Genomic DNA, 26,500 nt, shown 5'->3' with positions numbered 1-26,500 from the left:
CAGGGTCTTTTTGTTGTACTTTAAGAAAGTTTAACTTTTTTAAAGGATTAAAGAATAAGAAACACTTAGGTTTTCGCCATCTTGGCGATAAGCCAAGTTTTTCTAATGATAACTATGATGGATGAATGTCCTACAGGAATGATGGAGGTGAGGAATATATGGATCGAGATGAACAATATATCAAGTTGGCCATTGATATGGCAAAAACCACAGTAGGCCAGACCTCGCCAAATCCATCTGTAGGAGCGGTGGTCGTGAAGGATAATGAAGTGGTCGGACTTGGGGTCCATGTGAAAGCGGGTGAAGCCCACGCAGAAATAAACGCCTTGAAGATGGCTGGTGATAAGGCCAAAAATGCAACGATTTATGTAACCCTGGAACCTTGCAGTCATTATGGAAAAACACCGCCATGCGCACAGGCAATCATTGATGCTGGAATGAAACGAGTGGTTATCGCTTCCGATGATCCAAATCCGAAGGTAGCCGGAAGAGGTATCAAAATGCTGGAAAACGCCGGAATTGAAGTGGCAACTGGTGTTCTGAGAGAGCAAGCTGACAGCTTGAATGCCAATTTTTTTCATTTTATTGAAACGGGTGAACCTTACGTTTATTTGAAAACCGCCATGACTCTTGATGGGAAAATTGCTACTTCATCTGGGGAAAGCCAATGGATAACGGGTGAAAATGCACGAAACGATGGTCATCAGTATCGTCGTCGTTGTGATGCGATATTAGTTGGCGTCCAGACCGTAATCAACGATGATCCTAAATTGACTACACGCATGGAAGGTAATGGCAAAAACCCAGTACGCATCATACTTGACAATCATCTTAGGACACCGCTTTCTTCTCAACTGATACAAAACGATGAGGCTCCTACCTGGATTATTACGAGCAGCAGAGTGTCTCCGCATCAATTGAAAGCATACCGGTCCAAAGACCATGTCGAGGTCATCTCATTGAAATCTCCAGCAATCAAGATCCCGGAAGTGCTGCGCTATTTGGGTGAGAAGAATATCACTTCTTTACTTGTAGAAGGTGGAGGAACGATTGCCGACGCTTTTGTACGCGCTGGAAAAGTCAGTGAACTGGTCGCCTATATCGCACCGAAGCTGTTAGGCGGTAAAGATGCTCTTACTCCTGTAGAAGGAAAAGGGTTTGAGCAGCTGAAGCAAGCACTTCATTTACGTATTCATTCGACGGAAATGGTTGGTGAAGATATAAAAGTGACAGCCATTCCAAAGGGGAGAACTTAACATGTTTACAGGTATTGTAGAGGAAATTGGAGAAATCCAAGCCATCACATCTAAAACCGAAGCGATGGAAATAACCATTACAGCTCATACTATTCTTGAGGATGCAAAGCTTGGAGACAGTATTTCTATTAACGGTGTATGTTTAACAATTACTGAAATTAAAAATAAGGCTATTTCTTTTGATGTCATGCCAGAGACCTACCACGCCACGAATTTAAATGAGCTGAAAAAAGGCAGCAAAGTGAACCTGGAGCGGGCGATGGCAGCAGATGGAAGGTTCGGGGGCCACCTTGTTTCTGGGCATATTGATGGAAAAGGAACGATTGTAAGCAAAAATAGCCGCGCGAATGCGGTTTATTATGAGATATCTTTATCCGGTGATTTACTGGGTTATTTTGTTTATAAAGGATCGGTCGCGGTCGATGGAACGAGTTTGACCGTTTTTGGAGTCAGCGAAGATACCATCACGATATCGTTGATTCCACACACAATGGATCATACAGTCCTTGGCGCGAAAGGTGTTGGGGATAACGTAAATATTGAATGTGACATGATCAGTAAATATGTTGCTCATTTTCTATCTGGGCAACACAGCCAAAAGAGCCAATCTTCAAACTTGACGAAAGCATTCCTGGATGACCACGGGTTTGGAGGAAATTGAGAGAGGTGACCGAAATGTTTGACTCTATTGAGCAAGCTTTAGAAGATTTGAAGCAAGGAAAGGTCGTTATCGTCTGTGATGATGAAGACAGGGAAAATGAAGGGGATTTGATTGGACTGGCGGAATATGCGACACCAGAAATGATCAATTTTATGATTACTTATGGAAAAGGATTAGTCTGTGCTCCAGTCAGCCAGCCGATTGCTGAGAAGCTGGATTTATTCCCGATGGTAGAAAAAAATACGGATTCGCTGGCAACAGCTTTCACAGTCAGTATAGATCATAAAAATACAACGACTGGAATATCAGCAGCTGAGCGGGCAGAAACCATCAAACAACTGCTTAATCCTGAATCGAAACCAGAGGATTTTAATAAACCTGGCCATATTTTCCCTTTGTTAGCGAAAGAAGGAGGAGTTATGCGTCGTGCTGGTCATACGGAAGCTGCTGTAGATTTAGCTAAGCTGTCTGGCTCAGATCCTGCTGGGGTTATTTGTGAAATCATCAAAGAAGACGGAACGATGGCAAGAGTGCCTGATCTGAGAAAAATGGCAGATGAATTTGACCTGACCATGATCACGATCGAAGATCTGATCAAATACCGTAACCGTTATGAGAATCATGTCAAACGGGAAGTGGAAATCAACCTTCCAACAGAATATGGTGATTTCAAAGCTTATGGCTATACCAATGATGTTGATTTCCGAGAACATGTCGCTTTAGTTAAAGGGGAAATCCAACCGGATGAACCTACATTGGTACGGGTCCACTCCGAATGCCTGACCGGTGATGTATTCGGTTCTTACCGTTGTGACTGTGGGCCACAGCTTGAGGCTGCCCTCCGTCAAATCGAAGAAAATGGCAGCGGAGTTCTGTTGTATATGCGCCAGGAAGGACGCGGTATCGGTTTATTGAATAAAATGCACGCTTACAAACTGCAGGAGCAAGGGCTGGATACAGTAGAAGCTAACCAAAAGCTGGGCTTTGCCCCTGACTTAAGGGATTATGGCATTGGAGCCCAGATTTTGAAGGACCTGGGTATCACCAAACTGCGCTTATTAACAAATAATCCGAGAAAAATTTCCGGTTTGGGCGGGCATGGATTAGAAGTCGTAGAACGACTGCCGATTCAAATGCCTAGCCGAGTTGAAAATGAGAAATATCTGCAAACAAAAAAATCCAAGCTAGGTCATTTATTTCATTTTTAGGGATTGAAGGAGGAAAACTACATGGTTAAACACTACGAAGGAAATCTAGTCGGATCGGACTTGAAAATTGGAATGGTCGTTGGAAGATTTAATGATTTCATTACCAGCAAGCTATACGAAGGGGCGCTCGACGGGTTGAAGCGTCATGGAATAGATATAGACCAGGTGGAAGCAGCCTGGGTTCCTGGGGCGTTTGAGATTCCAATGATCGCTTCCAAAATGGCTGAATCTGGTAAATATGATGCGGTTATAACACTTGGAGCTGTCATCAGAGGTTCTACCCCTCATTTTGATTATGTATGCAGCGAAGCTGCTAAAGGAGTATCACAGGCTTCCAGTAAGAGTGGCATTCCTGTGATTTTCGGCGTCATTACTACGGATACGATTGAACAGGCGATTGAACGAGCTGGTACGAAAGCTGGCAACAAAGGTTGGGAAGCGGCATCGGCAGCGATTGAAATGGCTAACTTGAATAAAATACTTGGATAATAACGGAAAAGCTCACGCCAATTGTGCGTGAGTTTTTTTTACTAGGACAACATTAAATTTTCATATAATTAAAAATAAGCAACAATCCATTGACAGCTGCATAAAATAGCGGTATCTTATTTAAAACCAATTAAACTGATAAGGATTATTAGTTTAAGAGGAGCTTTACCATTTCATACATGGAGAAAGGTGATGGTCCATTTGTTAGTTGGCTTGAATATTGCTATTTTATTGGTACTTATCGGTGCGTTGGTAAAGATGCAGCAAAAGCATTTTTCATTCAGCAAGCGTGTATTCGCAGGGTTAGGATTTGGGATTCTGTTAGGAGTGTTTTTACAAATTGCATACGGGGCAGAATCAGGCATAGTAGCTCAAACGACAGATTGGTACAGTATTGTAGGACGTGGATATGTTCGATTGTTAATGATGATTGTCATCCCGCTCGTCATGGTATCGATCATCCAGTCGATCATCAATTTAGAAAAAACATCCGAATTAGGGAAGATGTCAGGGTGGATCATAGGTATTCTGGTAGCCACCGCCATGGTAGCGGCAGTCGTAGGGGTTGGCAGTTCTCTTGCCTTTGATTTGAATGCAGAACAGATTGAAGCGGGGCAGGCTGAACAAGAGCGAGGAAGCTTTTTGGAAGAACGATTAGGTGAAGTAGAAGGGATGAGTACCCCACAGAAGATTCTACAATTCATTCCTTCCAATCCGTTCCAGGATATGACCGGTGACAGAGCAACCTCTACCATAGCTGTTGTTATTTTTTCAGCGATTGTCGGGATTGCTGTTCTTGGGGTAAGGAGGAAGAATCCAGAGCAAGCGGCGATCTTTATTAAAGGTGTCCATGCGGTTTATGCAGTAGTAATGCGCATTGTTACCCTGGTGCTTCGTTTGACGCCATATGGCATCATGGGTCTGATGGCAAGTACAGTTGCCCAGACGAATGTGGCTGGAATATTGGAACTGGGGAAATTTGTGCTCGCTTCCTATGTAGCCCTGCTGGTGATGTTCGTCCTTCATCTAGTACTGCTGGCGTTTGGAGGGTTGAACCCACTGACTTACGTGAAAAAAGTATTACCGGTATTAGGGTTCGCCTTTACTTCCCGCTCCAGCGCAGGAACAATTCCATTGAATATTTCTGCTCAAAAAAACAGTCTGGGAGTAGATGAGGGGACGGCGAACATGTCCGCTTCGTTCGGAGCTACTATCGGTCAAAATGGTTGTGCCGGGATTTATCCCGCTATGCTTGCTGTTATGATCGCGCCTACGGTGGGAATCGATCCACTCAGCCCCGGTTTTCTGGTCCAACTGATTTTGATAATCGGGATCAGCTCCTTTGGTGTAGCTGGAGTTGGGGGAGGAGCTACTTTCGCAGCTTTGATTGTATTGTCTTCCATGAATTTGCCCGTTTATTTAGCGGGATTGCTCATTTCCGTGGAACCATTGATCGATATGGGAAGAACAGCGTTGAACGTCAACGGTGCCATGACCTCGGGAACTTTAACATCACGTATTTTAGGGAAACTGGATGTTACTAAATTCAATGATAGAGATGCTATTGAAAAAGATATTGCCGTCTAGATCTATATAAATATAGCCAAAACCCCTGTTGGTCAAATGATTGATCAATGGGGGTTTCTATGTTTTAAAATGGAGATATATAAAGGATGGATTGTCGGTTGCTGATTGTTATTGTCAGGTAACGTTGATATGGAGTTATCTCGCTGGGAAAGATGACGTAATTATGAAATAATTGAGAATAGCAAAACAATCGGCAATAGATGGAGGGAAACAATATGAAAAACACCCAAAAGAACCTGGAAAAATATGCGGATTTAGCTCTTACAAAAGGAGTCAACTTACAAAAGGGACAAGGCTTGATTTTAAATGCCCCATTAGAAGCTTCCGAGATCGTACGGATTATCGCTGCGAAAGCTTATGGCAAAGGAGCAAAAAACGTCCATGTGGAATGGAATGACGAAATGCTTTCGTACATGAAATTGAAAAACGCCCCAATGGATGTACTGACCAACTTTCCAAAGTGGAAAGCGGATGGATTAGAGGAGATGGTCAAAGATGGTTATTCTTTATTAACCATTTACGGTCCTGATCCTGATTTGATGAAAGATGTGGATTCCGAACGGATCGCGGCTACTAATAAAGCAAGCGCTCAGGCATTGACCACCTACCGCGACTATGTCATGAATGATAAGGTTTCCTGGAACATCATTGCATTCCCTCAAGTGGCATGGGCAAAGAAAGTATTCCCGAACCGCCCGGAAAAAATGGCGGTTGATAAATTATGGGACCAGATTTTCAAGATTACCCGTGTCGACCAGGATGATCCGGTAGAAGCCTGGAACGAGCATAATAAAACATTACGTCAGGCACGAGAATTTCTAAATGAAAAGCAATATCGTAAGCTTCACTATAAAGCACCTGGTACGGATTTGACGATTGATCTTCCGGAGGGACACATCTGGCATGGCGGTTCTACTAAAACAAATGATGGCATCGAATTCAATCCCAATATTCCTACGGAAGAAGTGTTCACGATGCCGCATAAATATGGGGTCAACGGCAAGGTGACCAGTACCAAACCATTGAATCATGGCGGTAGCTTAGTAGAAAATTTCACACTTGTATTTAAAGATGGAAAAGTAGTGGATTATAAAGCAGAAGCAGGGGAGGATACATTGAAGCACCTGCTTGAAACGGATGGAGGAGCTAAGCGGTTGGGCGAGGTCGCCCTGGTACCCCATGAGTCGCCAATTTCGCAGTCCGGCCATATTTTCTTCAATACCTTATATGACGAAAATGCTTCCTGTCATTTAGCTTTGGGTAAAGCCTATCCGACGAATATAGAAGGTGGATCGGATATGTCTAAAGAAGAAATGAATGAAAAGGGAGTCAATGACAGCCTGGTACATGTTGACTTCATGATGGGATCAGAAGATTTACAAATTCAAGGTGAGTTAGCTGATGGCACTACCGAACCAGTCTTTATTGACGGTTCCTGGGCAATCGATTTTAAATAATTGGCTCTGATGAACGTTGGTGTTTATTTTTCATAATAGCCTTATTCAATTATAGGGCCGAAAAGTCGAAGACTTGATTTCAAGATAATTTGGGTCCTGGTGAGCGTTTTGAGGTCCGGGAAATCACTCGCTTTCCATGGGCATGTGGTGAGCTTCCTCAGGCTTCGCCTTGCGGGATCTCACCGATCATGTTCATCCCATAGGACTTTGAATAAGCTTCTTGAATTAACACCGCACGAAGAAAATGCGTACCATTTTCGAGGAGTCTCGCAATTTCCCGGACCTCCTTGCGTTTATAAGAGTAACGGAAATATCGATAGGCAGAATCATTCACTCATAGTAACAGCTACAAAGAGGGCTTGTTTCCTGAATCATTGAGCCTTGTCATGCAGGGAATGTGGAAGATATCTTCTTACAACGTAGGGATCGTTCATCAAAAAACAGATAGCGAACCGTTTCCCAGCCTCCCTTCTCCTGACTCGGTGACCATAACGGAAACAGTTTCTCTCGAACCTGAGTCTTCAGCAAAAGGGAGTTTTAGCTGTAAAATCAAGACAGAGAGTTAACAGAGCTGAATAATTAAATGAAGGTTTCTTAAAGCAGCTGATTAGTTCAGCTGCTTTTTTCATGGTCTGTTACAGGCTGATTACGAAGTTTATCACCCCACTTAAAATTCCATAACATCTGTTTGAAAATGCCTTATAATATGCCATTTCCGTATAAAATGAAACATGACCACCTGTTTAAAACACGCAAAAAAGGTGAATAGAGTGAAGGATGATTTTAAACTAAAAAAGGACTGAGGCATATGAAACGCGATGCATTGTTTGATAATGCGAAAGTAATCTTGATATTCCTTGTAGTGTTCGGCCATATGATTCAACCGTTTACAGATGGATCGAAGCCAATGTATACGTTGTATATGTGGATTTACACATTCCATATGCCAGCTTTTATCTTACTGGCTGGATTTTTCGCAAAAGGTGCAGGGAACAAGGGGTATATTGCTAAATTAGCTAAAAAGTTACTTTTTCCTTATTTGATGTTCCAAACGATTTACACCGGATATTTCTTTTTTATCGGAAAAGAAGGCTGGGCGAGCGGGCTGTTCTATCCCCATTGGTCATTATGGTTCTTAGTCAGTATGTTCTGCTGGCATTTGCTGCTGCAATTATTCAGTAGAATTCCACCCATTACTGGGATGGCAATTACAATCGCGATAGGAATATTGGTTGGCTATTTTGATACGATTGGGCATGCCTATAGTTTATCGAGGACGTTTGTGTTTTTCCCATTCTTCCTGGCAGGCTACTGGCTGACGAAAGAAAACATCGCAAAATGGCGTACCATACCTGTAAAGATTGCTTCAATAGCTGTGATGGGCATAGTCGCAGGGCTGCTATTCTTCCTGCCTGAAATCAACTCAGGCTGGCTGTTAGGGTCCAAGTCATACGAAGTGTTGGAGCTCGCAGATGCAGGTGGCTTAATACGCTTGAGTATCTATGTCCTTGCGGGTCTGATGATTGTCAATGTCATCGCCTGGATGCCTCGAAGAGAGATGAGAATTACCAATTTGGGACAGAGGACATTGTATGTGTATTTACTCCATGGTTTCTTCATTCAATTCTTCAGGCAAATCGATGCGTTCAAGGTGGATAACATCATGGATGTCGTAGGTTTAGCTGTATTATCGATGCTGATCGTATTATTGCTATCAAGCAAACCTGCATTGACAGTGGCAAAACCCTTCATTGAAGGAAAGCTTCCTTTATTAAGAAAAAGGCAGCAAACCTCCTAAATAGCTGGAACAAAAAGTCGTATCTTCCAGGCTTCCCTGGATGATACGGCTTTATTATTGTCTAGGAATTTATAAAAATTAATGGTTGTGGATAACACTTTGCGGCGGGCTACTTCCAGCTCCAGCGCCTACCCCCTCGAGGTCTTAAGTCAATCCTCTCTGTGACAAAAAACGTCACGGCGAAGCTTGGCTTAAGCTTGTCGGGGGTGAGCAAGGCGCTTGCGCTTTTGTTCTTTTCTTTGGAGATTGCACATTGATACGTTTTCCCTGTATCGGGATTTGAAGTTAACTAAACTGTTACTTTGTTTGAAATAACAGGAAATGTGAAATAGTAAGTAGAGAGAGTTTCAACATTAAAGGAGGAGATGGCGACGCCATGGCTAAGAAAATATTGATGATCGTAACGAGCACACAAAAAATTGATGATGAACATGAAACTGGATTATGGCTTTCTGAGTTTGTTGAACCCTATATGGAATTCACACAAGCTGGGTATGATGTGACAACTGCAAGCCCTAAGGGAGGAAAGATTCATATTGATCCGAATAGCTATTCTAACGAGCTCCCGGATGAATGGGATGATAGTGTAATGGATCCCCTGAACAGTACAGTGAAGTTGGATGACATTACACCTGAGAACTATGATGGAGTATTCCTGCCTGGGGGACATGGGACCATGTTCGATTTCCCCGATAATAAAACGTTGCAGCATGTACTGCAGCACTTTGCCGATAACGGTAAGCTGATCGGTGCGGTATGCCATGGGCCAGCTGGGTTTGCCGGCGTCAAAGGCAGCAATGGAGATTCTATTGTAAAAGGAAAGAAAATCACAGGTTTTACTGATGCGGAAGAACGCGATACAGGACTTGATGGGTTAATGCCATTTATGTTGGAAAGCAAGCTCCGCGAAGAAGGTGCAGAATTCATTACTAAAGATAACTGGGAAGACCATATACAAATAGATGGAAACTTCATCACTGGACAAAATCCGCAATCCAGCCTAAGCGCCGGTCGGGCCTTTGTCGATGAAATGAACAAGTAGTCTATAAAATAACAATACCCCGGAGCCCTCCAATATCTATCTGGAGGTCCGGGGTATATTTTTCTTATTAAAATATAAAGTGAGCTACAAGGACGATGATCGGCAATGTAATCAGGGTACGAAGGAGGAAGATGATGAATAGATCCTTCATGTTGACAGGTATTTTAGAACCGAGCAATAAGCCGCCGACCTCAGACATATAGATCAACTGAGTGACCGACAGAGTAGCGATAATGAATCGGGTCATTTCACTTTCAATGGACGCACCAATGATGGCAGGTAAGAACATGTCTGCAAATCCGACAAGAATTGTTTCCGAAGCTTCCGCTGCATATGGTACCTGCATCAATTCCAATAGTGGGATGAACGGATAACCCAGCCATGTGAAAAATGGTGTGAATTCAGCGATCACAAGGGCGATCGTACCTAGCGCCATGACGATTGGTGCTACACCCATCCACATATCAAGGATGTTCTGTGCACCTTGTTTAAAGAACTTTTTTACACTAGTTTCTTTGCTGCCGCGTTCAACTGCCTGCTGATATGCGTAACTGAACACATTATGTTCTTCTGGAATTTTTTCTTCGACGTCTTCCGCTTCTTCGGTTACATAGGTCCGTGCTTTACGTGAAAGTGGCGGAATCCGTGGCATTATAAGTGCCGCAACAAAGCCGGAAAACCCTACGGTCAAGTAAAAAGGTACGAACATATGCGCCAGACCGACTTCACTGATGACTACCAGACTGAAGGTGATGGATACCACAGAGAAGGTAGTACCGATAACGGCAGCCTCCCGCTTGGAATAGTATCCTTCTTCATACTGTTTACTTGTCAATAAAACACCGATGGTTCCGTCTCCCAGCCAGGAGGCAATGGAATCGATGGAAGAACGTCCTGGCAGCGTAAATAGTGGACGCATAATTTTTGTCAATAACACACCTACCAGTTCTAACAGTCCATAGTTAAGTAATAACGGTAAAAATAGACCGGCGAATAAGAAGACTGCAAACAAAACATGTAGTAATGAATCCAGCAGCAGTCCCCCGGTGTTCTCAGAAATGATTGCTTCTGGCCCGATTTGATAATAGACCATGATTGCGAAAATCATACCCAGGACCCGCGTAATCAGCCATACCGGCGATACATAGAATAAAGATTGGAAAAACGGGAATTGGTCGAGTAAGGCGGGTCCCGTCAATCGGATGACAACCGATCCAAGTGCAGTAATGGAAATGATGATCATCATGATAAACGATAATTGATCAGCAAGCGCTGTCTCTACCCATCCCGATAAAATCGCAATCGGAATAGTGATAATTTCCTGACCGTCTTCAGTTGTATCGGCAAAAGGTACCATAAATAGAATGATACCGATTAAGGATGGAATAATAAATTTCAAATGATCGGCTACACGAAAATTCTTCATGGGGTACACTCCTATAATGTGATATAAGGACATTCATAAAAATACAGCAAAATTAATTTTAATACAAAAAGGTTGAATTGCCAATAGTAATTTTTTGAAAAGATTCATAAACCGAAACGTACTTTAGGAGGAAATGTGATGATTCGTAACTTTCCGACTCCGAGAGTAGTGGTCAGCAAGTGCCTGGAATTCGGCCCTGTCCGTTATAATGGAGAAGCCATTCCCGATAAGGTAGTACAGCGTCTTGATGACTTCGTGGAGTTCCTGCCTGTATGTCCGGAAGTGGAAATCGGTCTTGGCATTCCACGGGATGTCATCCGGCTTGTAGAAGCGAAAGATGGCTGTCAGCTTATCCAGCCGAAGACCAATAAAAATTTGACGAATTCGATGGTGAGTTTTTCTATAGCATATCTGAACAAGTTACCAGAAATCGATGGTTTTCTATTAAAAGGAAGGTCGCCAACGTGTGGAATTTCCGATGTTAAAGTATATGGTCAAGGTGGGAACCCTCAAGTTGTTGGGAAAACCGACGGCATCTTCGCCCAGGAAGTGTTGAAGAGCTTTCCCGGACTGGCAATCGAAGAAGAAGGCCGTTTGAAAAATTTCACGTTGCGTGAGCACTTCCTGATAAAGCTGTTTACCCTGGCTGCTTTCCGAGAACAAAAAAGAACAGAGAAATTAAAAGGACTCGTTGAATTCCATTCTCAAAACAAATATTTATTTATGGCATACCACCCTCAAATAGTGAAAGAAATGGGGCGGTTAACAGCTAATCACGATTCTTTGCCTGTTATGACCGTATATGCCCGCTATGAGGAAAAATTAAGTGAACTTATGGAAAAGCCAGCTTCCCGTCCATCACATATCAATGTGTGCGAGCATATTTTCGGCTATTTTAAACACGATATTACCGGCGATGAAAAAAGATATTTCCTTGATGAACTACGGCGGTATCACGAAGAAAAGGTTCCACTCAGTACGGTGTTGGCAATCTTGAAAGCATGGACGATCCGTTTCGATAAGAAATACTTAAAAAGGCAGACGTATTTTGAACCCTACCCGATGGAACTGGTGGAAATATCTGATTCAGGCAAGGGAAGAGCCTATTCGTGACAAGAATCAGCCTATATAGGAAGCGAGAATACGGTCAACAGCCCTGCCGTAGCTTTCTCCGAACAGATTCAAATGGACTAACAGGTAAAATAACTGGTAGATTTCTTTTGTATCGCGATAGTTGGATGGAAGGGAGTGCATGTCGTTATAAGCTTCATAAAACTGTTTTGGGAATCCGCCGAACAGTTCGGTGAAGGCCAGCTCAAACGAACGATCTCCATAAACGACAGAAGGGTCGATCAAACATGGCTCCCCGTCAGGGCCTGCCATCCAGTTTCCTCCCCAAAGGTCACCGTGAAGCAGAGAGGCACCTGGACGTTTTGGAATCCATTTTTCCAGTTGGGAGATCAATTGCTCCATTTTATTTCTGCGCTCATGATTCATCACCCCCTGCCTGTTTGCTAATTCAAACTGGGGGAGTAGTCTTTTTGTCTGGTAATAAACTATCCAGTCTTCAAACAACCCATTAGGCTGTGCAAGCGTACCTACAAACGTGTCATCCTCAAGACCATATCGATCGTTTTCAAACTGATGCATTTTTGCTAATTTACGTCCCAACCGTTCAGCCGTATCGCTTTGAGGAGAGCTGCTGATCCACTCCATTATGATTGCCCCGGACGCTCCATTTTCCGGCCGGTCAAAATAGTAGACGTACGGGACTCGTATGGTGTTGGTATTTCGAATCAGTTCCAAGCCTTTGGCTTCCACCTCAAAGAAGTGTGTAGGTATATCTTCATTTGTTTTGATAAAATAGCTATTCTCCCTGGTACTGACGTAAAAAGCTTCATTAATATCTCCACCTGCCACCTGGTGTAACGACTCTATAGCAGAGTGATCTCCAAGGTTTTGTAAGGAGCTTTGGATCGTTTTGTTCATATTACATCCCTCCAACACACTTATACCCCGTCTTTTATGCTAACATTCCTTCAATGTCGGAGTGGCCATTGCCTCCCGGTATTGTTTGGGAGTTTGATTGACATACTTTTTAAATACAGAGGTATAGTAACTTTGGTTGCAAAACTGAAATAACCGAGCTATATCAGCAATAGAAGTAGATGTGTTCAGCAAAAAATATTTCGATTCCTCCACTCTCTTTTCATTAATAAACTGGACAACGGACAGCCCAACCTCTTTTTTGAATAGATGCGACAAGTAGCTGGGACTGACGTAACACGCCTGCGCAATTTCTTCTAATGTCAATTCAGATAGGATATGTTCGTGCAGATAGATGATCGCTTTATTGATGACCGGGCTATAAGGGAGGTTGTCTGCCTTTTTTACGGTCTGAATAAAATCGTCCAGCATCGAATACTCAAGCTGATGAATAGATTGAATGGAAGTGAGATCTTCAATCTTCTGCAAGTAGGTATCATTTAGCTGAAAGGCTGTTTCAGGATCGACTCCGCCTTTGATGGCTGCACGGGTAAACAAGGTGCACGAACTGATTACTGAATTTTTAAGTGATCGCAGTTTGCGTCTGGCACATGATTGGCGGGTAATTTGATTGATATTTTTAAGTAATAGGCTTGCCCGTTCCATATCTTTCCTGGTGATAGATTCCAGCAATTGATGCTCTAACAGATAAGACGGGTGAGGGTGATGGCTTTTTTTATTATGTATTCGCATGCTCATAAACTGGTCGATCATCGTTTGCTTGATTGTCAACATCATGATGCCCCCTAAGCATTTAAAAGTATGTAAAGTGAACGATTCGATTCAATCCTTATTGTAAGCGATTTCACTTAAAAATTAAAGCGGTTCTATATTTTAAGGGGAAGGCGTTTGCCCATCAAGTTTAACGGGAAAAAACAAGGTTGGAGCATGTTTGATCGGCCTAGTTAGACTACCACTATGAAAGCAGGGAGGAGTATTAAGGATGAGTTGGAAAATTGAGCGGCATTCCATTAAAGAAATGGATTTGAATAATGAAGAAAGCTTATTCTCTCTTGGTAATGGCTATATTGGGGTGCGTGGGAATTTTGAAGAATCCTATGGAAGGGCAGTGCCAACAGTACGTGGTACCTATTTGAATGCTTTTCATGACGTGATTGATATCCCCTACGGAGAGAAATTGTTCGCGTTTCCTGATACGCAGCAGAAAATGTTGAATGTCATTGATGGACAGACCATCCATATATATTTAGGAAAAGAAAAAGAGCATTTTTCTATACAGGAAGGAGAGGTTGTCGAATACGGAAGAATCCTTCATCTGGACAAAGGGAAAACGTTGAGGTCAATCAAGTGGAGGTCTCCATTGGGTAAAGAGGTAGAGGTTCAATTTGAACGTGTGGTCTCCTTTGTACACCGTGAGTTGTTCTTTATTAAAGTTTCGGTTATTCCTTTGAATTTCAGTGAGACCATTACGATTGTATCCACCCTGGATGGAGAAGTAGAAAACTTCGTAGATCCAGGGGACCCAAGAGTCGGAGCGGGACATGCCAAATTGCTTCATGTGAACGAATCGGAAGTTCTTGGAGAAAGTGCTTTTCTTAAGAGCAAAGCAGAGAGATCGAAACTGGAAATGGCCTGCCTGAGTTATCATAAAGGACTTGATGATAAGCTGGTGGATGTAAGTAAGGAAGCAGATGAGCAGCGAATTGTATTTACGTATGAATATCAAGCCGATCAGGCTAAGCCGGTTGTATTCAGTAAGTGGAACATTTACGTGGATGATTTACGCCACAATGGGGATTTACGGCAGAAGGCTGTTCGGATTAAAGGGCAGTTAGACAGCATCCATGAGAATCAGCTGTTGGAGGCACAAGAAAAATACCTCAAACAATATTGGGAGCGGAGTGATGTAGAAGTAGATGGTGATGAGGCTTTACAGGAAGGAATACGGTTCAACCTTTATCATTTGCTGCAATCTGCTGGAAGAGATAAGTTCAGCAATATCACGGCTAAAGGTTTAAGTGGTGAAGGCTATGAAGGGCATTATTTCTGGGATACAGAAATTTATATGATTCCTGTATTCTTGATGACAGCTCCTGATTTGGCCAAACAACTGCTGGTCTATCGCCATTCGATTTTGGACAATGCCCGTAACCGAGCGTTAGAAATGGGGCATAACCAGGGAGCTCTTTTCCCATGGAGAACCATAAACGGGGAAGAATGCTCCTCCTATTTTCCTGCTGGGACTGCTCAGTATCATATTAGTGCCGACATTGCCTATAGCTATATTCAGTACTATCATGCTACCGGAGATGAGGACTTCCTAATGGACTATGGGGCGGAGGTACTGATGGAAACAGCCCGGTTATGGATCGATATGGGCCATTTCCGCAAGGATGGCACCTTTGGCATCGACAACGTCACCGGTCCTGATGAGTATACCTGCATTGTTAATAATAATTACTATACAAATGCTATGGCTAAGCATAATCTGGAATGGGCTTATCGTGTCTACGAAAAAATGAAAACCTGGGAGGATAATGATGTTGAAAAGCTATGGGAGCGGCTGGACCTTTCAGGAAAGGAAGTGGAAAGCTTCAAGCGAGCTGCCGAGGGTATGTACCTGCCGTACAATGAAAGTTTGCAAATCAATGCGCAGGATGACAGTTTTCTAAACAAAGCGGTGTGGGATTTTGAAAACACACCAAAAGAACACTACCCTTTATTATTGCATTTTCACCCTTTGACTTTGTACCGTTATCAAGTGTGTAAACAGGCAGACACGGTACTGGCACATTTTCTTTTGGAAGACTATAGCGATGAGGAGACGATCCATCATTCCTATGACTACTATGAGCGGATTACGACGCATGATTCCTCACTGTCTTCCTGTGTATTCAGTATGATGGCGTCCAAGCTGGGAGATATGGATAAAGCCTATCATTATTTTGAAGAAACGGCCCGGCTGGATTTGGATAACACACATGGAAATACAAAAGACGGGCTTCATATGGCTAACATGGGAGGAACCTGGATGGCGATCGTATTCGGGTTTGCCGGCCTCCGCATTAAACCGGAGGGCCTGCATTTAATGCCGAAGCTCCCAGAGGAATGGAACAGCTATGCATTCCACCTTCATTACTACGGTCGGCCGATCAAAGTGAAAGTCTCCCGTGACGGTATTGCACTGGATTTAGTTGAAGGAGATAGTGTGAAACTGTTTGTAAATGGAGAAGAAGTGGAAGTAATACCGGGGGAAACAACAAAATTAGCCTTTTAAGTAAGAGCAAGCTTCTTGATTAAGCTTGCTCTTTTACATATTGCCGGGAGAACCGATTTCAGATAGTCACACATTTATTTACTAGACGACCATGTTTATTAACAGCAGTTGCACGTTTAACACTCGGACTTGCACGATTTGACTGGAATGTCGCACATTTACAAGAGCATAAAAAAGCCGCCTCAAAACTTGAGATCAAGTTTTGAGGCGGCAATTTTTGCATGCACTTTCGCATCTAATGGAAAGGGTTTTTCAGTACAGGCTCCTGGAACAGTTTTTCATAGGCATAGATTGTCTGTGCTTCTTTAAAACCAAGTTCCCGATATAGACTCTCTGCCCCTTCATTGTTTGTACGTACCGAGATGGTTACTTCCTCCAATCCCAGGACGAGAAATGCGTACTGTAGAGCGTGGTCGATCAGGACCGTGCCGATTCCCTGACTGCGCTCGTCCTGGTCGACGTTGACGAAGCAGATTTCCCCTTCTTCATTCGGTATGATCGTTTCTAAGTAAAGATACCCTTTGAGCTGTCCATCTGTTTGATAGCCCCATAGCTTATTAGCTTCCTTACGGGATAGTGTCATCATTTCCTGTGTTGTGTAATAAGCACCTTTGGGGTGAAGGCGGTTGATTTCTGTTTCATCATCATCCATCACTTCTACAACATTGCGCGCATCATGCTGACCGGATTGGTAGTCATAACGGTGGATAGCCATCGTTTTCTCAATATTATATAGGTGGAAACGATGCCGTTCACAAAAGTCTATCAAATGGGAGTTGGCTCTAAAACTAGCTACCTTTACAGCATTGAAGTGCTGCTCCATAGTAAGGGAGGCTTTGTTCCATAATCCTTCCATCACTTCCGTTTCCTGTTCAACAGCAAACGGACCGAGCAGCCGGCACAGTTTTTGCTCGAAAAATGGCAGGATACCGAGGAATCCGATGATCTGATTATTCTCCCAGGCTACATACGCCAGAGGGTCAGTGAATTGAGTCAACGTCCATATTTGTTCGTAGATTTCATTCTGATCAGAAGCCAGCCATGCGACAAAGTGCTTGTCCTGCTCGTTCATATGGTAAAGCCATTCTGCAACATTTTGTAAATCTTTTACTTCTAATTCTTTTATATGCAAAGGTGATCGCCTGCCTTTTTCGTTAAGCATGACATAGTCAGTCAACTTAGCGCAAGCGGGGATAGTCAACAAAAAACCAACCAGGATAAGTCCTGGTTGGTTTCATAATAGTTAGTTTGAGCCTTCTTTTGTTTCATTCTTTTTGAACTTAATTTCATATTCAAATGAAACTGGGTTAAGGCTTTCTTGTGGAGCTGCATAATAAGTTGTCATATAAGTTTTGCCTTCTTTGAACAATTGTTTGAATTGAAGAGCTTCTTCTTCAGTTACGTTAAAAGGATCAACATGAAGGACACGATGCTCTCCATTGCTCTTTTCGTTAACAAAGCTTACACCGTATTCCACATAGTTTTCTAGTAGTTCGTCCATAGATTGGAAGCTTTCAAGGGAAGAACCATCATAGCTCAAACCGATTTCAGGAACTTCAATGTTATCAACGAACCAGCCAGCATCGTTGTATCCCCAGTCTGTCAGGTAGCGGAAAGAGATGTGTACTTTCTCGCCAGCATAATCGGATAGATCAAACGTTTCTTGCTGCCAGTCTTCATAGTGACCAGTAAAGCCTGGAAGGTTGTTTTTGATTTTCGGGTAACCCTGTTCTACGATATCAGAAGTAGTATTTTCATTTCCAAGAGAAGTCCAGGTCTGCCCATTATCGGTAGAAACTTGTACGACTCCAAAGTCCCAATGCTCTTCGATATCGATATAGTTATCAAATTGAAGCGTTGCTTCATTTACATTAGTCAAGTCAGCTTCAAAGATGATGCTGTTGTCAGCTTCGTCACCTTGGTTACCCCAGTAAACCTGATTATCTGATCCAAGCGGGTCAGCAACAGTTTCCCATGGGGTAGGAATAAAATCGACACCGTTAAAATTGAAGTCATCGATTTTAGCATTATCTTCAAAGTCGAATATTTTATAGTCGGTACCCCAAGCAGGCACTCCGTCTTTTTCATACGTCTCAGCTTTTTCAAAGTTTACTGTCATGCCGCGAGTTTCTCCATCACCTATTGGAAGCTCACGTAAATCGATGTTTTCAAAACCATATTTACCGCCTTTGAACACATTGTCGTCAATAGTAAGAGCGGTAGAGAAGTTTTGGTAGACTTCTGTGAAGGATGTGTTATAACCGAACTTTTTCAAAACATTATTGAAGCTTTCAATGCTATTGTCTTCACTCTTAGCAAGTGCGCGGATGAATTCTTGTCCAAACTGCTCATAGCTATAAAGAGTGAAAAGCTGGACCAAGCCATAGTCAGCGATTGTTTCTGGGCCTGTGCTCGCCGTACGATGCTCGTCCCAATTGATCAAAGAGTTCTCTGGGTGATCCAATAAGAAGTTGATGGACCCGGCATCCATACCGTAACCGCCTAAATACTCAGAGAAGGTGGACATACCTTCATTCAACCAGGAAGTTTCATCAGAGTCATTATCGTCATGGATCAAGTGCTGCAATTCATGGATAGTAGTTCCATAGAAAGTGCTTTCCAAGCGTTCTTCCCAGTTATTTGTATCAATAGTGATAATGTTACGATCCATATACATTTCTAAGGTGCTCCAGTAGAAGCCGGCAACGAAGAATGGATAAGTTGGATCATTGAAGTTATCATCCTTAATATTATCTACAAGCATAACAATTTTGTCGCCTTCACCATCATAATAACCCTCAGGGACATATCCTAGTTCTTCTAATAGTGAATTGCTACCGTCATGGCTGTCTGGAGTACCAAAAAATTCAGTATCTGTAGGATAGATATTGTTATCGAACTCAGCTGTAAGCTTGTCCACTTGCTCCTGAGTAACTACGTGAGCAGGACGTGGGTCACCATCTGGGAAAGACAAATCATTTGCTACCCAGATTTCCACATTTTCCCCAACACTACGGAGGGTAAAAGGTTTGAATGATAAATTACGGGTCAGGAACTGTTTTGTACCACCATCGTATGTGAAGTTCGAATCTGTTTGTTCTCCATCAGAAGAGGCTTCTTCGTTGCCTTTACCTTTTTTCTGACCCTTGGTAGATGTAGTAGATTCATCTAAATTAAATGAAGTGCTTTCTGCATTTTCCTTGATTTTCTGCTTGGCTTGCTTTTGGAAAGCTTCATCATTCGCTTTCCTCTCCAACATACCGTCAATGTCGATACGGTCTGTATAACGCTCCGTGTTGAAGTTGCTGTACTTGCTTTCCGCACTGACGTTTCCTGTGCCTGCAGCTGGTGCAAACAGGGACAACGTCAACGCGCTGGCAGACAGCAACGCTGTGAATTTCTTATTCATTGTGATTCCTCCCCCTAAAATTCATGGAATATTTTCCATATGCTTATAATTATCTCCAAAATTCGGAAAATTGTGAATGGTAAAAAAGGAGGGAATTCATCCTATAAATGCTACTTAAGTCATGTTTAAGTGAGGCGTATATCCTAAAAACGTTTTGTTTGGAGAAAAATTTTGGAAGGTAACGCCGATTTTTGTCATGCGCTTTTCGGTTAGTAAAGGTGATAGTCGATAATTGGCTAAATAGGTGTAATCTATCCAGGAAAATCGTTGAAATAATTATCGAATTTGGTGATTTTTACCCGGAAAACGGTGACAAAGGTCAGGTGTCTTCGGTTCAGAGGGTGGTATGTACCGTTTTGCGAGATTCACTTGCTTAATTCTAAGATTGAGAGAGAAAAAATAGGGTACTAATAATAGAGAAACAAAGCAGGGGGTGAGCTGGGGTGCGGGATCGAATGAAATACATAGCTTTATACAGGATAACTATAATTGTTTGGATGTCTGCCAAATTCATGTTGCAGTTATTATGGTTCCAGAAAACCCATAGGATCTGGGATGAAGAGACGAAACGTAAATGGGATGATTTGATGACCAAGCAAGCGCGTGAGTATCGTGTCAAATCAATCCGTTTAGGAGGGCTATTGATCAAGTTCGGGCAATTTTTAAGTTCGCGCGCTGATTTACTGCCTGATACCTTCATTCGGGAACTGGAGGGTTTGGTCGATCGGGTAGAGCCGGTTCCTTTTTCATATTCTAAAAAAATTCTGGAGGAAGAATGGAATGGAGAGCTGGAAGGATTCCTGCAGGATATAGATCAAAAGGCGGTAGCTTCAGCTTCCATCGGTGAGGTTTACAAAGCGACTTTGAATGATGGCACCCCCGTCGCTATTAAGGTGCAGCGTTATCGTGTCAAAGATATTTTTCATATGGACTTCAAGGCTCTCCGCATCGTCTTCTGGATGCTGCGCCGTTTTACGGAATATGGAAAGAAAGCGGATTTACAGGCGCTCTACAAAGAAATTGTAACGGTTATGAGTAATGAACTGGACTTTAAAAAAGAACTGCAAAACGGAAATCATTTTAAAAAAAGATTCAAGGATATGGAGAATGTCTATATTCCAGAATATTATAATGATTTTTCGACGCAGCGTGTACTGGTAATGGAATGGATTGAAGGGGCGAGGGTCACTGATTTATCTTTCATCAAAAAGCATGGCATCAGCCGCGAAAAAATCGCAAGAATACTATTCGATTTATGTGTCGAGCAATTTTTATATACCGGCATGTTCCATTCGGATCCTCATTCAGGGAATTTGATGCTGAAAGCGGACGGAACGGTTGTAGTGATTGACTTTGGTATGGTTGGGGAAATTAAAAAGCAGGATGCCAGTTACATCCGGATGATGATCCAAGGGTTCATTTTAGATGATTATGACCAGGTAATCGATGCTTTATTTAAAATGAACTTCCTGCTTGAAAATGCTGATACAGAACGCGTGAAAAAATTGTTGAGGGAAACAGTCGATATGTATTTGGACGGGGACTTCACCAAACTGGATGCGACGATTATGAACGACATTATGGAGGATATCCAGCGGTTCGTAAAAAATCAGCCGATCCAGCTGCCTGCCGATTATGCATTTTTAGGAAGAGCTACTTCCATCATCATTGGAGTTCTGACAGCTGTGTATCCTCAAATCGACTTGATGGCCTGGGGAAAACCTGTAATTCGGGAATGGATGAGCGGTGATGATTCCAAGTATGGTTTCTATAAAGATATCGCTGCTGAAACAGCCCGGCCGCTGTTGTCGGTGCCGAGAGCATTAGTCAGCTATTTGGAAAGTGGCGATCGAGATCGGGAGTGGGCTGCTGAAAAGCAACAAAATCATATGTTCCACCAATTTTATTTATTCTACGCCGCTTTGTCCTTCTTGACTGCTGTCGCTGGCGGTGGATTCGGTATTTTCTGGTATCGATCAGCCGACGTTCTTCTTATGTGGGTCGGCTTTGTGCTTGCCACGTTTGGTGTTTTGGGATTGTTAGTTTTCGGAAGGAAGCACGTCAAAATGATGAATACTATTAATATGAACAGGAGGGGTCAATGATGAGTGACATGTTAAAAAAAGGATTTTATCTGGGGTTAGGAGCAGCTCTAAGCGGGAAAGAAAAAGCAGAAAAGCTGCTGGATGACTTAGTCCAGCGGGGAGATGTCAGTCCTTCTCAGGCACGTGAAATGTTCGATGAATTTATGGCTAAGGGAATGCAGAAAGATGCGGAATGGAGTGAGCAGGGCAAAGAGAAAATGCAACAGCGTGCTAAAGAGATGGGCTTTGTAACGAAAGACGAACTTGAAATATTAGAAGCAAGGGTACAACGTTTAGAAAAACTCCATCAGGACAAAAGTGAATACTAATAAAAAAAGCCAGCTTCTCCAGTATGGGAAGCTGGCTTCGTTCTTTTTAAGAAATGTTTTTCTTGTCTAACAGCTCGATAGCTTGTTTTAAAGAGGAGCAAGTCGTAATACGGTTTTTACTCGTTTGAAATAACCCAAGTTTGGTCGCCTGCATGCTGAGATCCGGTCTCATACCAGTAAGGAGTGGGGTTATTCCTAAAAGAGTCAGCGAATCAAGCAGACGGTGCAAGTGGCTCATGAATGAATTGTTCACATCATACACACCGGATAAATCGATGATCAACCAGTCGATATTCCAGTTGCTTACTTCCTTCAATGTCTCATCCATCAGTACATCTGCCCGTTTCTGATCGATCTCTCCAATAATCGGCAGGATGGCGACTGAATCTTTGATGGGGACGATTGGGGTGGAAAGCTTCAAATATTTTTCTTCATAATCTTTTAGAATTCGCTCTTCTTCCTGTGCGAAACTGAGACTGAAACCATGCACGATATGGTTGAAGATATCATCCGTACGTGTCACCACTTCGATGATATGGGTGAAATTATAATCGGTGTCACGTGCTGCTTCTTCGATAAATGTCCAAAGCACTTCTTTGTACATTCCGATTCTTTCCAAAGCTTCACTTAGCGAACCGCCTCGGCGGACACTTGTTTTTCCAATTTCCTTTCCCCATTGAGCAGCTATTTCATTGGATTTTTCTACGTATAGCATTGTTTTAGCGATTGTTTCAAATAGTTCATAGACGATTCTTTTATTATCTTTTAAGTCTTCTTCTGTTAACTTTTCCAGTTCTTCCGGGTACCTATGTTCATACAAAGTGAATATTCTTTCTGTCAATTCTTCGATGTTTTCGGATATTTTCTTTTGGAAGAATACCACGTGTTCTTTTTGCACCATAAAACAATTCAGTCCCTTTTAGCATTAAATTACTATCATTATATATTGTCACCGTAAGTAAGTAAATTTAAATAATCATGACAAGCTATCTGCTGTAAATATGTTATTGGAATTACATCCGTAATTCCCCATATTGATGGCAAAGATAAAAGGTTTAATGAATTTATTGTTAGGTTAAAGGGGTAATAACATATTTAAAAAAATTATCGGTAAAGGTTGCGTGAAGCATGAAAATACTTGTATTGTTATCATTTTTGTTCATCCTATCAGGATGCAACCTGCGTGTGCTTGATCCGAAAACCCAGACAGCTTCTGATCAGGCATTTTTAATTTACTTAAGTTTTGGGATTATGATGTTCGTCGTGTTAGTAGTAGCACTGCTTTTTATAGCTTTTACAGTGAAATACAGGGAAACAGAAAAAAATCGTCATGATGTTCCAAAGCATGAAGAAGGGAATCGGACACTGGAAATCATCTGGACCGTACTCCCTATCATCCTGCTGATTGGACTGGCGGTTCCTACGGTGATGATTACGTATGATGTCTCCTATATTGGTGCCAGTTCAGATGATAATGCTGTCCATGTCAATGTCACCGGAGAACAATTCAGATGGACCTTCGAGTATGAAAACGGGAAAGAAACGCATAAAAAATTAGTTTTGCCGGAAGACCGGGAAGTTATTTTCCATTTAACATCCAAAGATGTGATTCACTCATTTTGGGTGCCGAAACTAGCTGGGAAAATTGATGTCTTGCCTGGCGAAGAAAACAGACTGAAGGTTACTCCGGAGGAAACGGGCACCTATCAGGGGAAATGCGCGGAATACTGTGGGACGCTTCATGCTGATATGAGGTTCGAAGCGGAAGTGATGGAACAAGAAGAATTTCAAGCATGGCTGAATGAAGAATAACGGTAGGGGAAAAGGGTGAAAACATGGAATTTTACTTATTTGGAGAGTTGATTGTATTACCGACGGATGTCGTAGCCGCATGGGTTTCAGTGATTCTAGGAACCCCGATCGTATTATATTGGCTGACCAAGAAACGGCATTGGCCGGTGATATGGGACTACGCTACAAGTACGAATCACCGTAAAATCGGGACATTATACATTATATTTGCTATTCTATTCTTTTTTCGTGCAGGAATAGACGCGTTATTTATAAGGCTCCAGCTGGTTACACCTGAGAACCAGTTTTGGGTATTCCAAGGGGATAAATATAATGAAATATTTACAACTCATGGCACGATGATGATTTTCTTTGTTGCTATGCCATTGTTGATTGGTTTGATGAATGTGGCGGTTCCCTTGCAAATCGGTGCGAATGATCTGGCATTTCCATTTTTAAATGCCATTGGTTTTTACTTATTCTTGACCGGAGGGATGATATTTTTCGCGGCGTTCTTCTTCAATGCAGCCCCGAATGCAGGGTGGACAGCCTATGCGCCTTTATCTACTTATGAATTCACAGGTGGTCCGAATAATAATTATTATATCTTCGGTCTGCAGATCTCCGGTCTTGGTACAATTTTCGCTGCCATCAATATGATTGTCACGATTTTACGCCTGAGGGCTCCAGGTCTGAAATTGACACGGATGCCATTATTTCCATGGGCAAGTCTGATTACATCATTTCTTATTCTTGTCGCGTTTCCTGTATTGGCAATTGCCTTGTTACTGCTGCAATTCGACCGTCTATATGGGGCGACTTTCTTTGTAGGCGAGCTCGGGCATCCTGTATACTGGCAGCACCTTTTTTGGATCTTCGGGCATCCTGAGGTTTATATCCTCGCGCTACCGGCTTTTGGTATTTTTTCCGATATTATATCTGCTTTTTCAAGAAAAAATGTATTTGGATACACCTCGATGGTTATCGCATTAGCGTTGATTGGAATGCTAGGGTTCATGGTATGGGCCCACCACATGTTTACTGTTGGTTTAGGGCCATTCGCCAATACATTTTTTGCGATTACAACGATGATGATCGCTGTGCCGACAGGGGTGAAAGTGTTCAACTGGCTATTTACTATGAGGAGAGGGGTAATCCGCATCAAGACGCCGATGTTATTTGCGCTTGGATTCATTCCGACCTTCGTAATGGGAGGGGTAACTGGTGTCATGCTTGCCTCAGCGGCTGCAGATATGCAGTATCATGATACTTATTTCGTTGTGGCCCACTTTCACTACGTCATTATCGGTTCTACTGTTTTAGGGGCATTTGCCGGACTGTATTACTGGTATCCGAAAATGACAGGCAAAATGCTGGATGAAAAGTTGGGGAAATGGCATTTTTGGCTTTTCTTGATCGGATTCCACCTGACCTTCTTCCCGCAGCACCTGGCTGGTTTGAATGGAATGCCGCGCCGGGTCTATGACTACACTTGGGAAGATGGAGTGTTTGTTTATAACTTCATCAGTACCATTGGTGCCTTCATGATGGGAGCAAGTATGTTGTTTGTCATATGGAATGTATATAAGACGCATCGTCCGAAAAAGGAAAATGTCGGTGCGGACCCGTGGGATGGAAGAACATTGGAATGGTACGTTCCATCTCCGGCACCTGAGCATCCATTTGAAAAAATGCCGATTATTGATCGACGTGATGCTTTATGGTGGGCGAAGCAGGAGGGGAAGCCCCTCCCCGTTGCGGAACATCATCGTGCATCACCGGTTTCCATCCGTACCGTACAGCCGTTTGTTCTATCAGTAGCCCTGACCATAATGAGTTTTGGATTCATATACGGATGGCTCTGGATGCAGATTATCGGAGGAGCTGCATCGTTAGGGTTCTTCGTGTTGCGGGCTTTCAACGATGAGCGCACAGCCGTATACAGGAAGGAGGAGCAGGACAATGAGCAGTAAAACAATGTCCAGGGATTTGTTTGGCGATAAGCGGATGGGCTTTTTCATCTACTTATTTGTAGAAGCGGTCATGTTCGCAACGTTGTTTGCTACGTATATCATTTATACTCCTGCTGAACAGGGACCCCACCCAAGCGAACTATTTGAAATGAAAACTGTTGTCTTGTCTTCAATCTTCCTTCTTTCCAGCAGCGGAACGTTGATGATTGCAGAGAAGGGATTGGAAAGACGTAATGCCAATTTGATTCTGACGGGGTTACTGATCACCTTTATTTTTGGTGCCACATTCATGTACTTTGAAACCCATGAATTTTATAAGTTCGTTTCAGAGGGGCATACCGTGGCTACCAACAACTTCCTATCTTCCTATTTTGTCCTGGTCGGTCTCCATGCTTCCCACGTATTATTTGGCTTAGGCTGGATGATTGTCCTGTTGATTCAACGGGAACTGCTTCCGTATACCTTGTTTGAGGAAAAGCACAGGATATTCAACTACTACTGGCACTTTGTTGATATTATTTGGGTGCTGATACTGATTATCGTATACGCTCCATATTTGTTTTAACAACAACAAGCCCAAAGCTGAACAAAGGCTTCGGGCTTTTCTTTGTAATTTAAGAAAGTTTAACTTTGTTAAAGGGTTAAAGTATAAGAAACACTTAGGCTTTCGCCATAAGGACTTGGCGATAAGCCAAGTTTTCTAATA

21 protein-coding genes are annotated in these 26,500 nt (G+C 42.6%); 15 read left to right on the top strand and 6 right to left on the bottom strand.

The annotated features are described in order from the left end of the window. Positions 1 to 158 precede the first annotated feature (158 nt). The 8 genes from ribD (at position 159) to BLV00_RS10390 (ending at position 9,498) form a co-directional block, all read left to right on the top strand. A complete protein-coding gene (gene ribD / locus BLV00_RS10425) occupies positions 159 to 1,256 on the top strand; it encodes a bifunctional diaminohydroxyphosphoribosylaminopyrimidine deaminase/5-amino-6-(5-phosphoribosylamino)uracil reductase RibD (RefSeq protein WP_093044919.1) in 1,098 nt (365 codons plus the stop codon). 1 nt (position 1,257) lies between these two features. Then, a complete protein-coding gene (gene ribE, locus BLV00_RS10420; RefSeq protein WP_093044918.1) occupies positions 1,258 to 1,917 on the top strand; it encodes a riboflavin synthase in 660 nt (219 codons plus the stop codon). Between the two features lie 14 nt (positions 1,918 to 1,931). Beyond that, positions 1,932 to 3,125 carry a bifunctional 3,4-dihydroxy-2-butanone-4-phosphate synthase/GTP cyclohydrolase II gene (locus BLV00_RS10415; RefSeq protein ID WP_093044917.1) on the top strand — a complete coding sequence of 398 codons (1,194 nt, stop codon included), beginning with the start codon at positions 1,932 to 1,934 and terminating at the stop codon, positions 3,123 to 3,125. A gap of 21 nt (positions 3,126 to 3,146) precedes the next feature. Beyond that, positions 3,147 to 3,614, top strand: coding sequence for a 6,7-dimethyl-8-ribityllumazine synthase (gene ribH, locus BLV00_RS10410; protein WP_093044916.1), 468 nt, complete (start codon positions 3,147 to 3,149; stop codon positions 3,612 to 3,614). A 192-nt stretch (positions 3,615 to 3,806) separates the two neighbouring features. Beyond that, positions 3,807 to 5,201 carry an L-cystine transporter gene (locus tag BLV00_RS10405; RefSeq protein WP_093044915.1) on the top strand — a complete coding sequence of 465 codons (1,395 nt, stop codon included), beginning with the start codon at positions 3,807 to 3,809 and terminating at the stop codon, positions 5,199 to 5,201. A 215-nt stretch (positions 5,202 to 5,416) separates the two neighbouring features. Beyond that, positions 5,417 to 6,658 (top strand): aminopeptidase, encoded by a 1,242-nt coding sequence (locus BLV00_RS10400; protein ID WP_093044914.1) that lies wholly within the window; start codon positions 5,417 to 5,419, stop codon positions 6,656 to 6,658. Positions 6,659 to 7,466: 808 nt separating this feature from the next. Next, the gene (locus BLV00_RS10395; RefSeq protein WP_093044913.1) at positions 7,467 to 8,456 is read left to right on the top strand and encodes an acyltransferase family protein; all 990 of its coding nucleotides are present in this window, start codon (positions 7,467 to 7,469) and stop codon (positions 8,454 to 8,456) included. Between the two features lie 376 nt (positions 8,457 to 8,832). Next, the gene (locus tag BLV00_RS10390) at positions 8,833 to 9,498 is read left to right on the top strand and encodes a type 1 glutamine amidotransferase domain-containing protein (protein WP_093044912.1); all 666 of its coding nucleotides are present in this window, start codon (positions 8,833 to 8,835) and stop codon (positions 9,496 to 9,498) included. 67 nt (positions 9,499 to 9,565) lie between these two features. Here BLV00_RS10390 and BLV00_RS10385 read toward each other — a convergent pair whose 3' ends face one another. Beyond that, positions 9,566 to 10,924 carry a YjiH family protein gene (locus BLV00_RS10385; RefSeq protein WP_093044911.1) on the bottom strand — a complete coding sequence of 453 codons (1,359 nt, stop codon included), beginning with the start codon at positions 10,922 to 10,924 and terminating at the stop codon, positions 9,566 to 9,568. A 141-nt stretch (positions 10,925 to 11,065) separates the two neighbouring features. Here BLV00_RS10385 and BLV00_RS10380 point away from each other — a divergent pair, with 141 nt between their 5' ends. Then, positions 11,066 to 12,037 carry a YbgA family protein gene (locus BLV00_RS10380; RefSeq protein WP_093044981.1) on the top strand — a complete coding sequence of 324 codons (972 nt, stop codon included), beginning with the start codon at positions 11,066 to 11,068 and terminating at the stop codon, positions 12,035 to 12,037. 6 nt (positions 12,038 to 12,043) lie between these two features. Here the strand turns inward: BLV00_RS10380 and BLV00_RS10375 are convergent, their stop codons facing one another. After that, positions 12,044 to 12,913, bottom strand: a complete 870-nt coding sequence (locus BLV00_RS10375; protein WP_093044910.1) for a fructosamine kinase family protein — start codon at positions 12,911 to 12,913, stop codon at positions 12,044 to 12,046. Between the two features lie 39 nt (positions 12,914 to 12,952). Continuing rightward, positions 12,953 to 13,705: an AraC family transcriptional regulator gene (locus BLV00_RS10370; RefSeq protein ID WP_245728939.1), complete on the bottom strand. Its 753-nt coding sequence runs from the start codon at positions 13,703 to 13,705 to the stop codon at positions 12,953 to 12,955. 208 nt (positions 13,706 to 13,913) lie between these two features. On the opposite strand from BLV00_RS10370, the gene BLV00_RS10365 reads away from it, so the two are divergent. Then, positions 13,914 to 16,208, top strand: a complete 2,295-nt coding sequence (locus tag BLV00_RS10365; protein ID WP_093044908.1) for a glycoside hydrolase family 65 protein — start codon at positions 13,914 to 13,916, stop codon at positions 16,206 to 16,208. A gap of 235 nt (positions 16,209 to 16,443) precedes the next feature. Here the strand turns inward: BLV00_RS10365 and BLV00_RS10360 are convergent, their stop codons facing one another. Continuing rightward, the gene (locus BLV00_RS10360) at positions 16,444 to 17,412 is read right to left on the bottom strand and encodes a GNAT family N-acetyltransferase (protein WP_245728938.1); all 969 of its coding nucleotides are present in this window, start codon (positions 17,410 to 17,412) and stop codon (positions 16,444 to 16,446) included. Positions 17,413 to 17,451: 39 nt separating this feature from the next. Further along, on the bottom strand, positions 17,452 to 19,617 hold the full coding sequence (locus BLV00_RS10355; RefSeq protein ID WP_093044906.1) for a M6 family metallopeptidase: 2,166 nt from the start codon (positions 19,615 to 19,617) through the stop codon (positions 17,452 to 17,454). Positions 19,618 to 20,129: 512 nt separating this feature from the next. On the opposite strand from BLV00_RS10355, the gene BLV00_RS10350 reads away from it, so the two are divergent. After that, complete coding sequence (locus BLV00_RS10350) at positions 20,130 to 21,722, top strand: ABC1 kinase family protein (RefSeq protein ID WP_245728937.1); 1,593 nt, start codon at positions 20,130 to 20,132, stop codon at positions 21,720 to 21,722. Next, complete coding sequence (locus BLV00_RS10345) at positions 21,722 to 22,030, top strand: phasin family protein (protein ID WP_093044905.1); 309 nt, start codon at positions 21,722 to 21,724, stop codon at positions 22,028 to 22,030. The genes BLV00_RS10350 and BLV00_RS10345 overlap by 1 nt, the downstream gene beginning before the upstream one ends. 46 nt (positions 22,031 to 22,076) lie before the next feature. On the opposite strand, the gene BLV00_RS10340 is transcribed toward BLV00_RS10345, so the two are convergent. After that, the gene (locus BLV00_RS10340; RefSeq protein ID WP_093044904.1) at positions 22,077 to 22,931 is read right to left on the bottom strand and encodes an STAS domain-containing protein; all 855 of its coding nucleotides are present in this window, start codon (positions 22,929 to 22,931) and stop codon (positions 22,077 to 22,079) included. Between the two features lie 227 nt (positions 22,932 to 23,158). On the opposite strand from BLV00_RS10340, the gene coxB reads away from it, so the two are divergent. Genes coxB through BLV00_RS10325 form a run of 3 tightly spaced genes read left to right on the top strand, consistent with a single transcriptional unit; the run spans position 23,159 to position 26,359 of the window. Continuing rightward, a complete protein-coding gene (gene coxB, locus BLV00_RS10335) occupies positions 23,159 to 23,842 on the top strand; it encodes a cytochrome c oxidase subunit II (protein ID WP_093044903.1) in 684 nt (227 codons plus the stop codon). Positions 23,843 to 23,865: 23 nt separating this feature from the next. Then, entirely contained in the window at positions 23,866 to 25,794 is a 1,929-nt protein-coding gene (gene ctaD / locus BLV00_RS10330) for a cytochrome c oxidase subunit I (protein WP_093044902.1), read from the top strand. Continuing rightward, the gene (locus tag BLV00_RS10325; protein ID WP_093044901.1) at positions 25,784 to 26,359 is read left to right on the top strand and encodes a cytochrome c oxidase subunit 3; all 576 of its coding nucleotides are present in this window, start codon (positions 25,784 to 25,786) and stop codon (positions 26,357 to 26,359) included. The genes ctaD and BLV00_RS10325 overlap by 11 nt, the downstream gene beginning before the upstream one ends. Positions 26,360 to 26,500: the final 141 nt, after the last annotated feature.

The organism is Thalassobacillus cyri (assembly GCF_900107755.1).
Lineage (GTDB): Bacteria > Bacillota > Bacilli > Bacillales > Halobacillaceae > Thalassobacillus > Thalassobacillus cyri.
The sequence above is the reverse complement of the archived record's forward strand: the minus strand, read 5'-3'. Positions and strand labels throughout refer to the sequence as shown.

What these genes read in the sequence shown, in the direction of transcription:
- ribD (WP_093044919.1), top strand. Translation starts at nt 159, where the DNA reads ATGGATCGAGATGAACAATATATCAAGTTGGCCATTGATATGGCAAAA.
- ribE (WP_093044918.1), top strand. Translation starts at nt 1,258, where the DNA reads ATGTTTACAGGTATTGTAGAGGAAATTGGAGAAATCCAAGCCATCACA.
- BLV00_RS10415 (WP_093044917.1), top strand. Translation starts at nt 1,932, where the DNA reads ATGTTTGACTCTATTGAGCAAGCTTTAGAAGATTTGAAGCAAGGAAAG.
- ribH (WP_093044916.1), top strand. Translation starts at nt 3,147, where the DNA reads ATGGTTAAACACTACGAAGGAAATCTAGTCGGATCGGACTTGAAAATT.
- BLV00_RS10405 (WP_093044915.1), top strand. Translation starts at nt 3,807, where the DNA reads ATGGTCCATTTGTTAGTTGGCTTGAATATTGCTATTTTATTGGTACTT.
- BLV00_RS10400 (WP_093044914.1), top strand. Translation starts at nt 5,417, where the DNA reads ATGAAAAACACCCAAAAGAACCTGGAAAAATATGCGGATTTAGCTCTT.
- BLV00_RS10395 (WP_093044913.1), top strand. Translation starts at nt 7,467, where the DNA reads ATGAAACGCGATGCATTGTTTGATAATGCGAAAGTAATCTTGATATTC.
- BLV00_RS10390 (WP_093044912.1), top strand. Translation starts at nt 8,833, where the DNA reads ATGGCTAAGAAAATATTGATGATCGTAACGAGCACACAAAAAATTGAT.
- BLV00_RS10385 (WP_093044911.1), bottom strand. Translation starts at nt 10,924, where the DNA reads ATGAAGAATTTTCGTGTAGCCGATCATTTGAAATTTATTATTCCATCC.
- BLV00_RS10375 (WP_093044910.1), bottom strand. Translation starts at nt 12,913, where the DNA reads ATGAACAAAACGATCCAAAGCTCCTTACAAAACCTTGGAGATCACTCT.
- BLV00_RS10370 (WP_245728939.1), bottom strand. Translation starts at nt 13,705, where the DNA reads ATGTTGACAATCAAGCAAACGATGATCGACCAGTTTATGAGCATGCGA.
- BLV00_RS10365 (WP_093044908.1), top strand. Translation starts at nt 13,914, where the DNA reads ATGAGTTGGAAAATTGAGCGGCATTCCATTAAAGAAATGGATTTGAAT.
- BLV00_RS10355 (WP_093044906.1), bottom strand. Translation starts at nt 19,617, where the DNA reads ATGAATAAGAAATTCACAGCGTTGCTGTCTGCCAGCGCGTTGACGTTG.
- BLV00_RS10350 (WP_245728937.1), top strand. Translation starts at nt 20,130, where the DNA reads ATGTTGCAGTTATTATGGTTCCAGAAAACCCATAGGATCTGGGATGAA.
- BLV00_RS10345 (WP_093044905.1), top strand. Translation starts at nt 21,722, where the DNA reads ATGAGTGACATGTTAAAAAAAGGATTTTATCTGGGGTTAGGAGCAGCT.
- BLV00_RS10340 (WP_093044904.1), bottom strand. Translation starts at nt 22,931, where the DNA reads ATGGTGCAAAAAGAACACGTGGTATTCTTCCAAAAGAAAATATCCGAA.
- coxB (WP_093044903.1), top strand. Translation starts at nt 23,159, where the DNA reads ATGAAAATACTTGTATTGTTATCATTTTTGTTCATCCTATCAGGATGC.
- ctaD (WP_093044902.1), top strand. Translation starts at nt 23,866, where the DNA reads ATGGAATTTTACTTATTTGGAGAGTTGATTGTATTACCGACGGATGTC.
- BLV00_RS10325 (WP_093044901.1), top strand. Translation starts at nt 25,784, where the DNA reads ATGAGCAGTAAAACAATGTCCAGGGATTTGTTTGGCGATAAGCGGATG.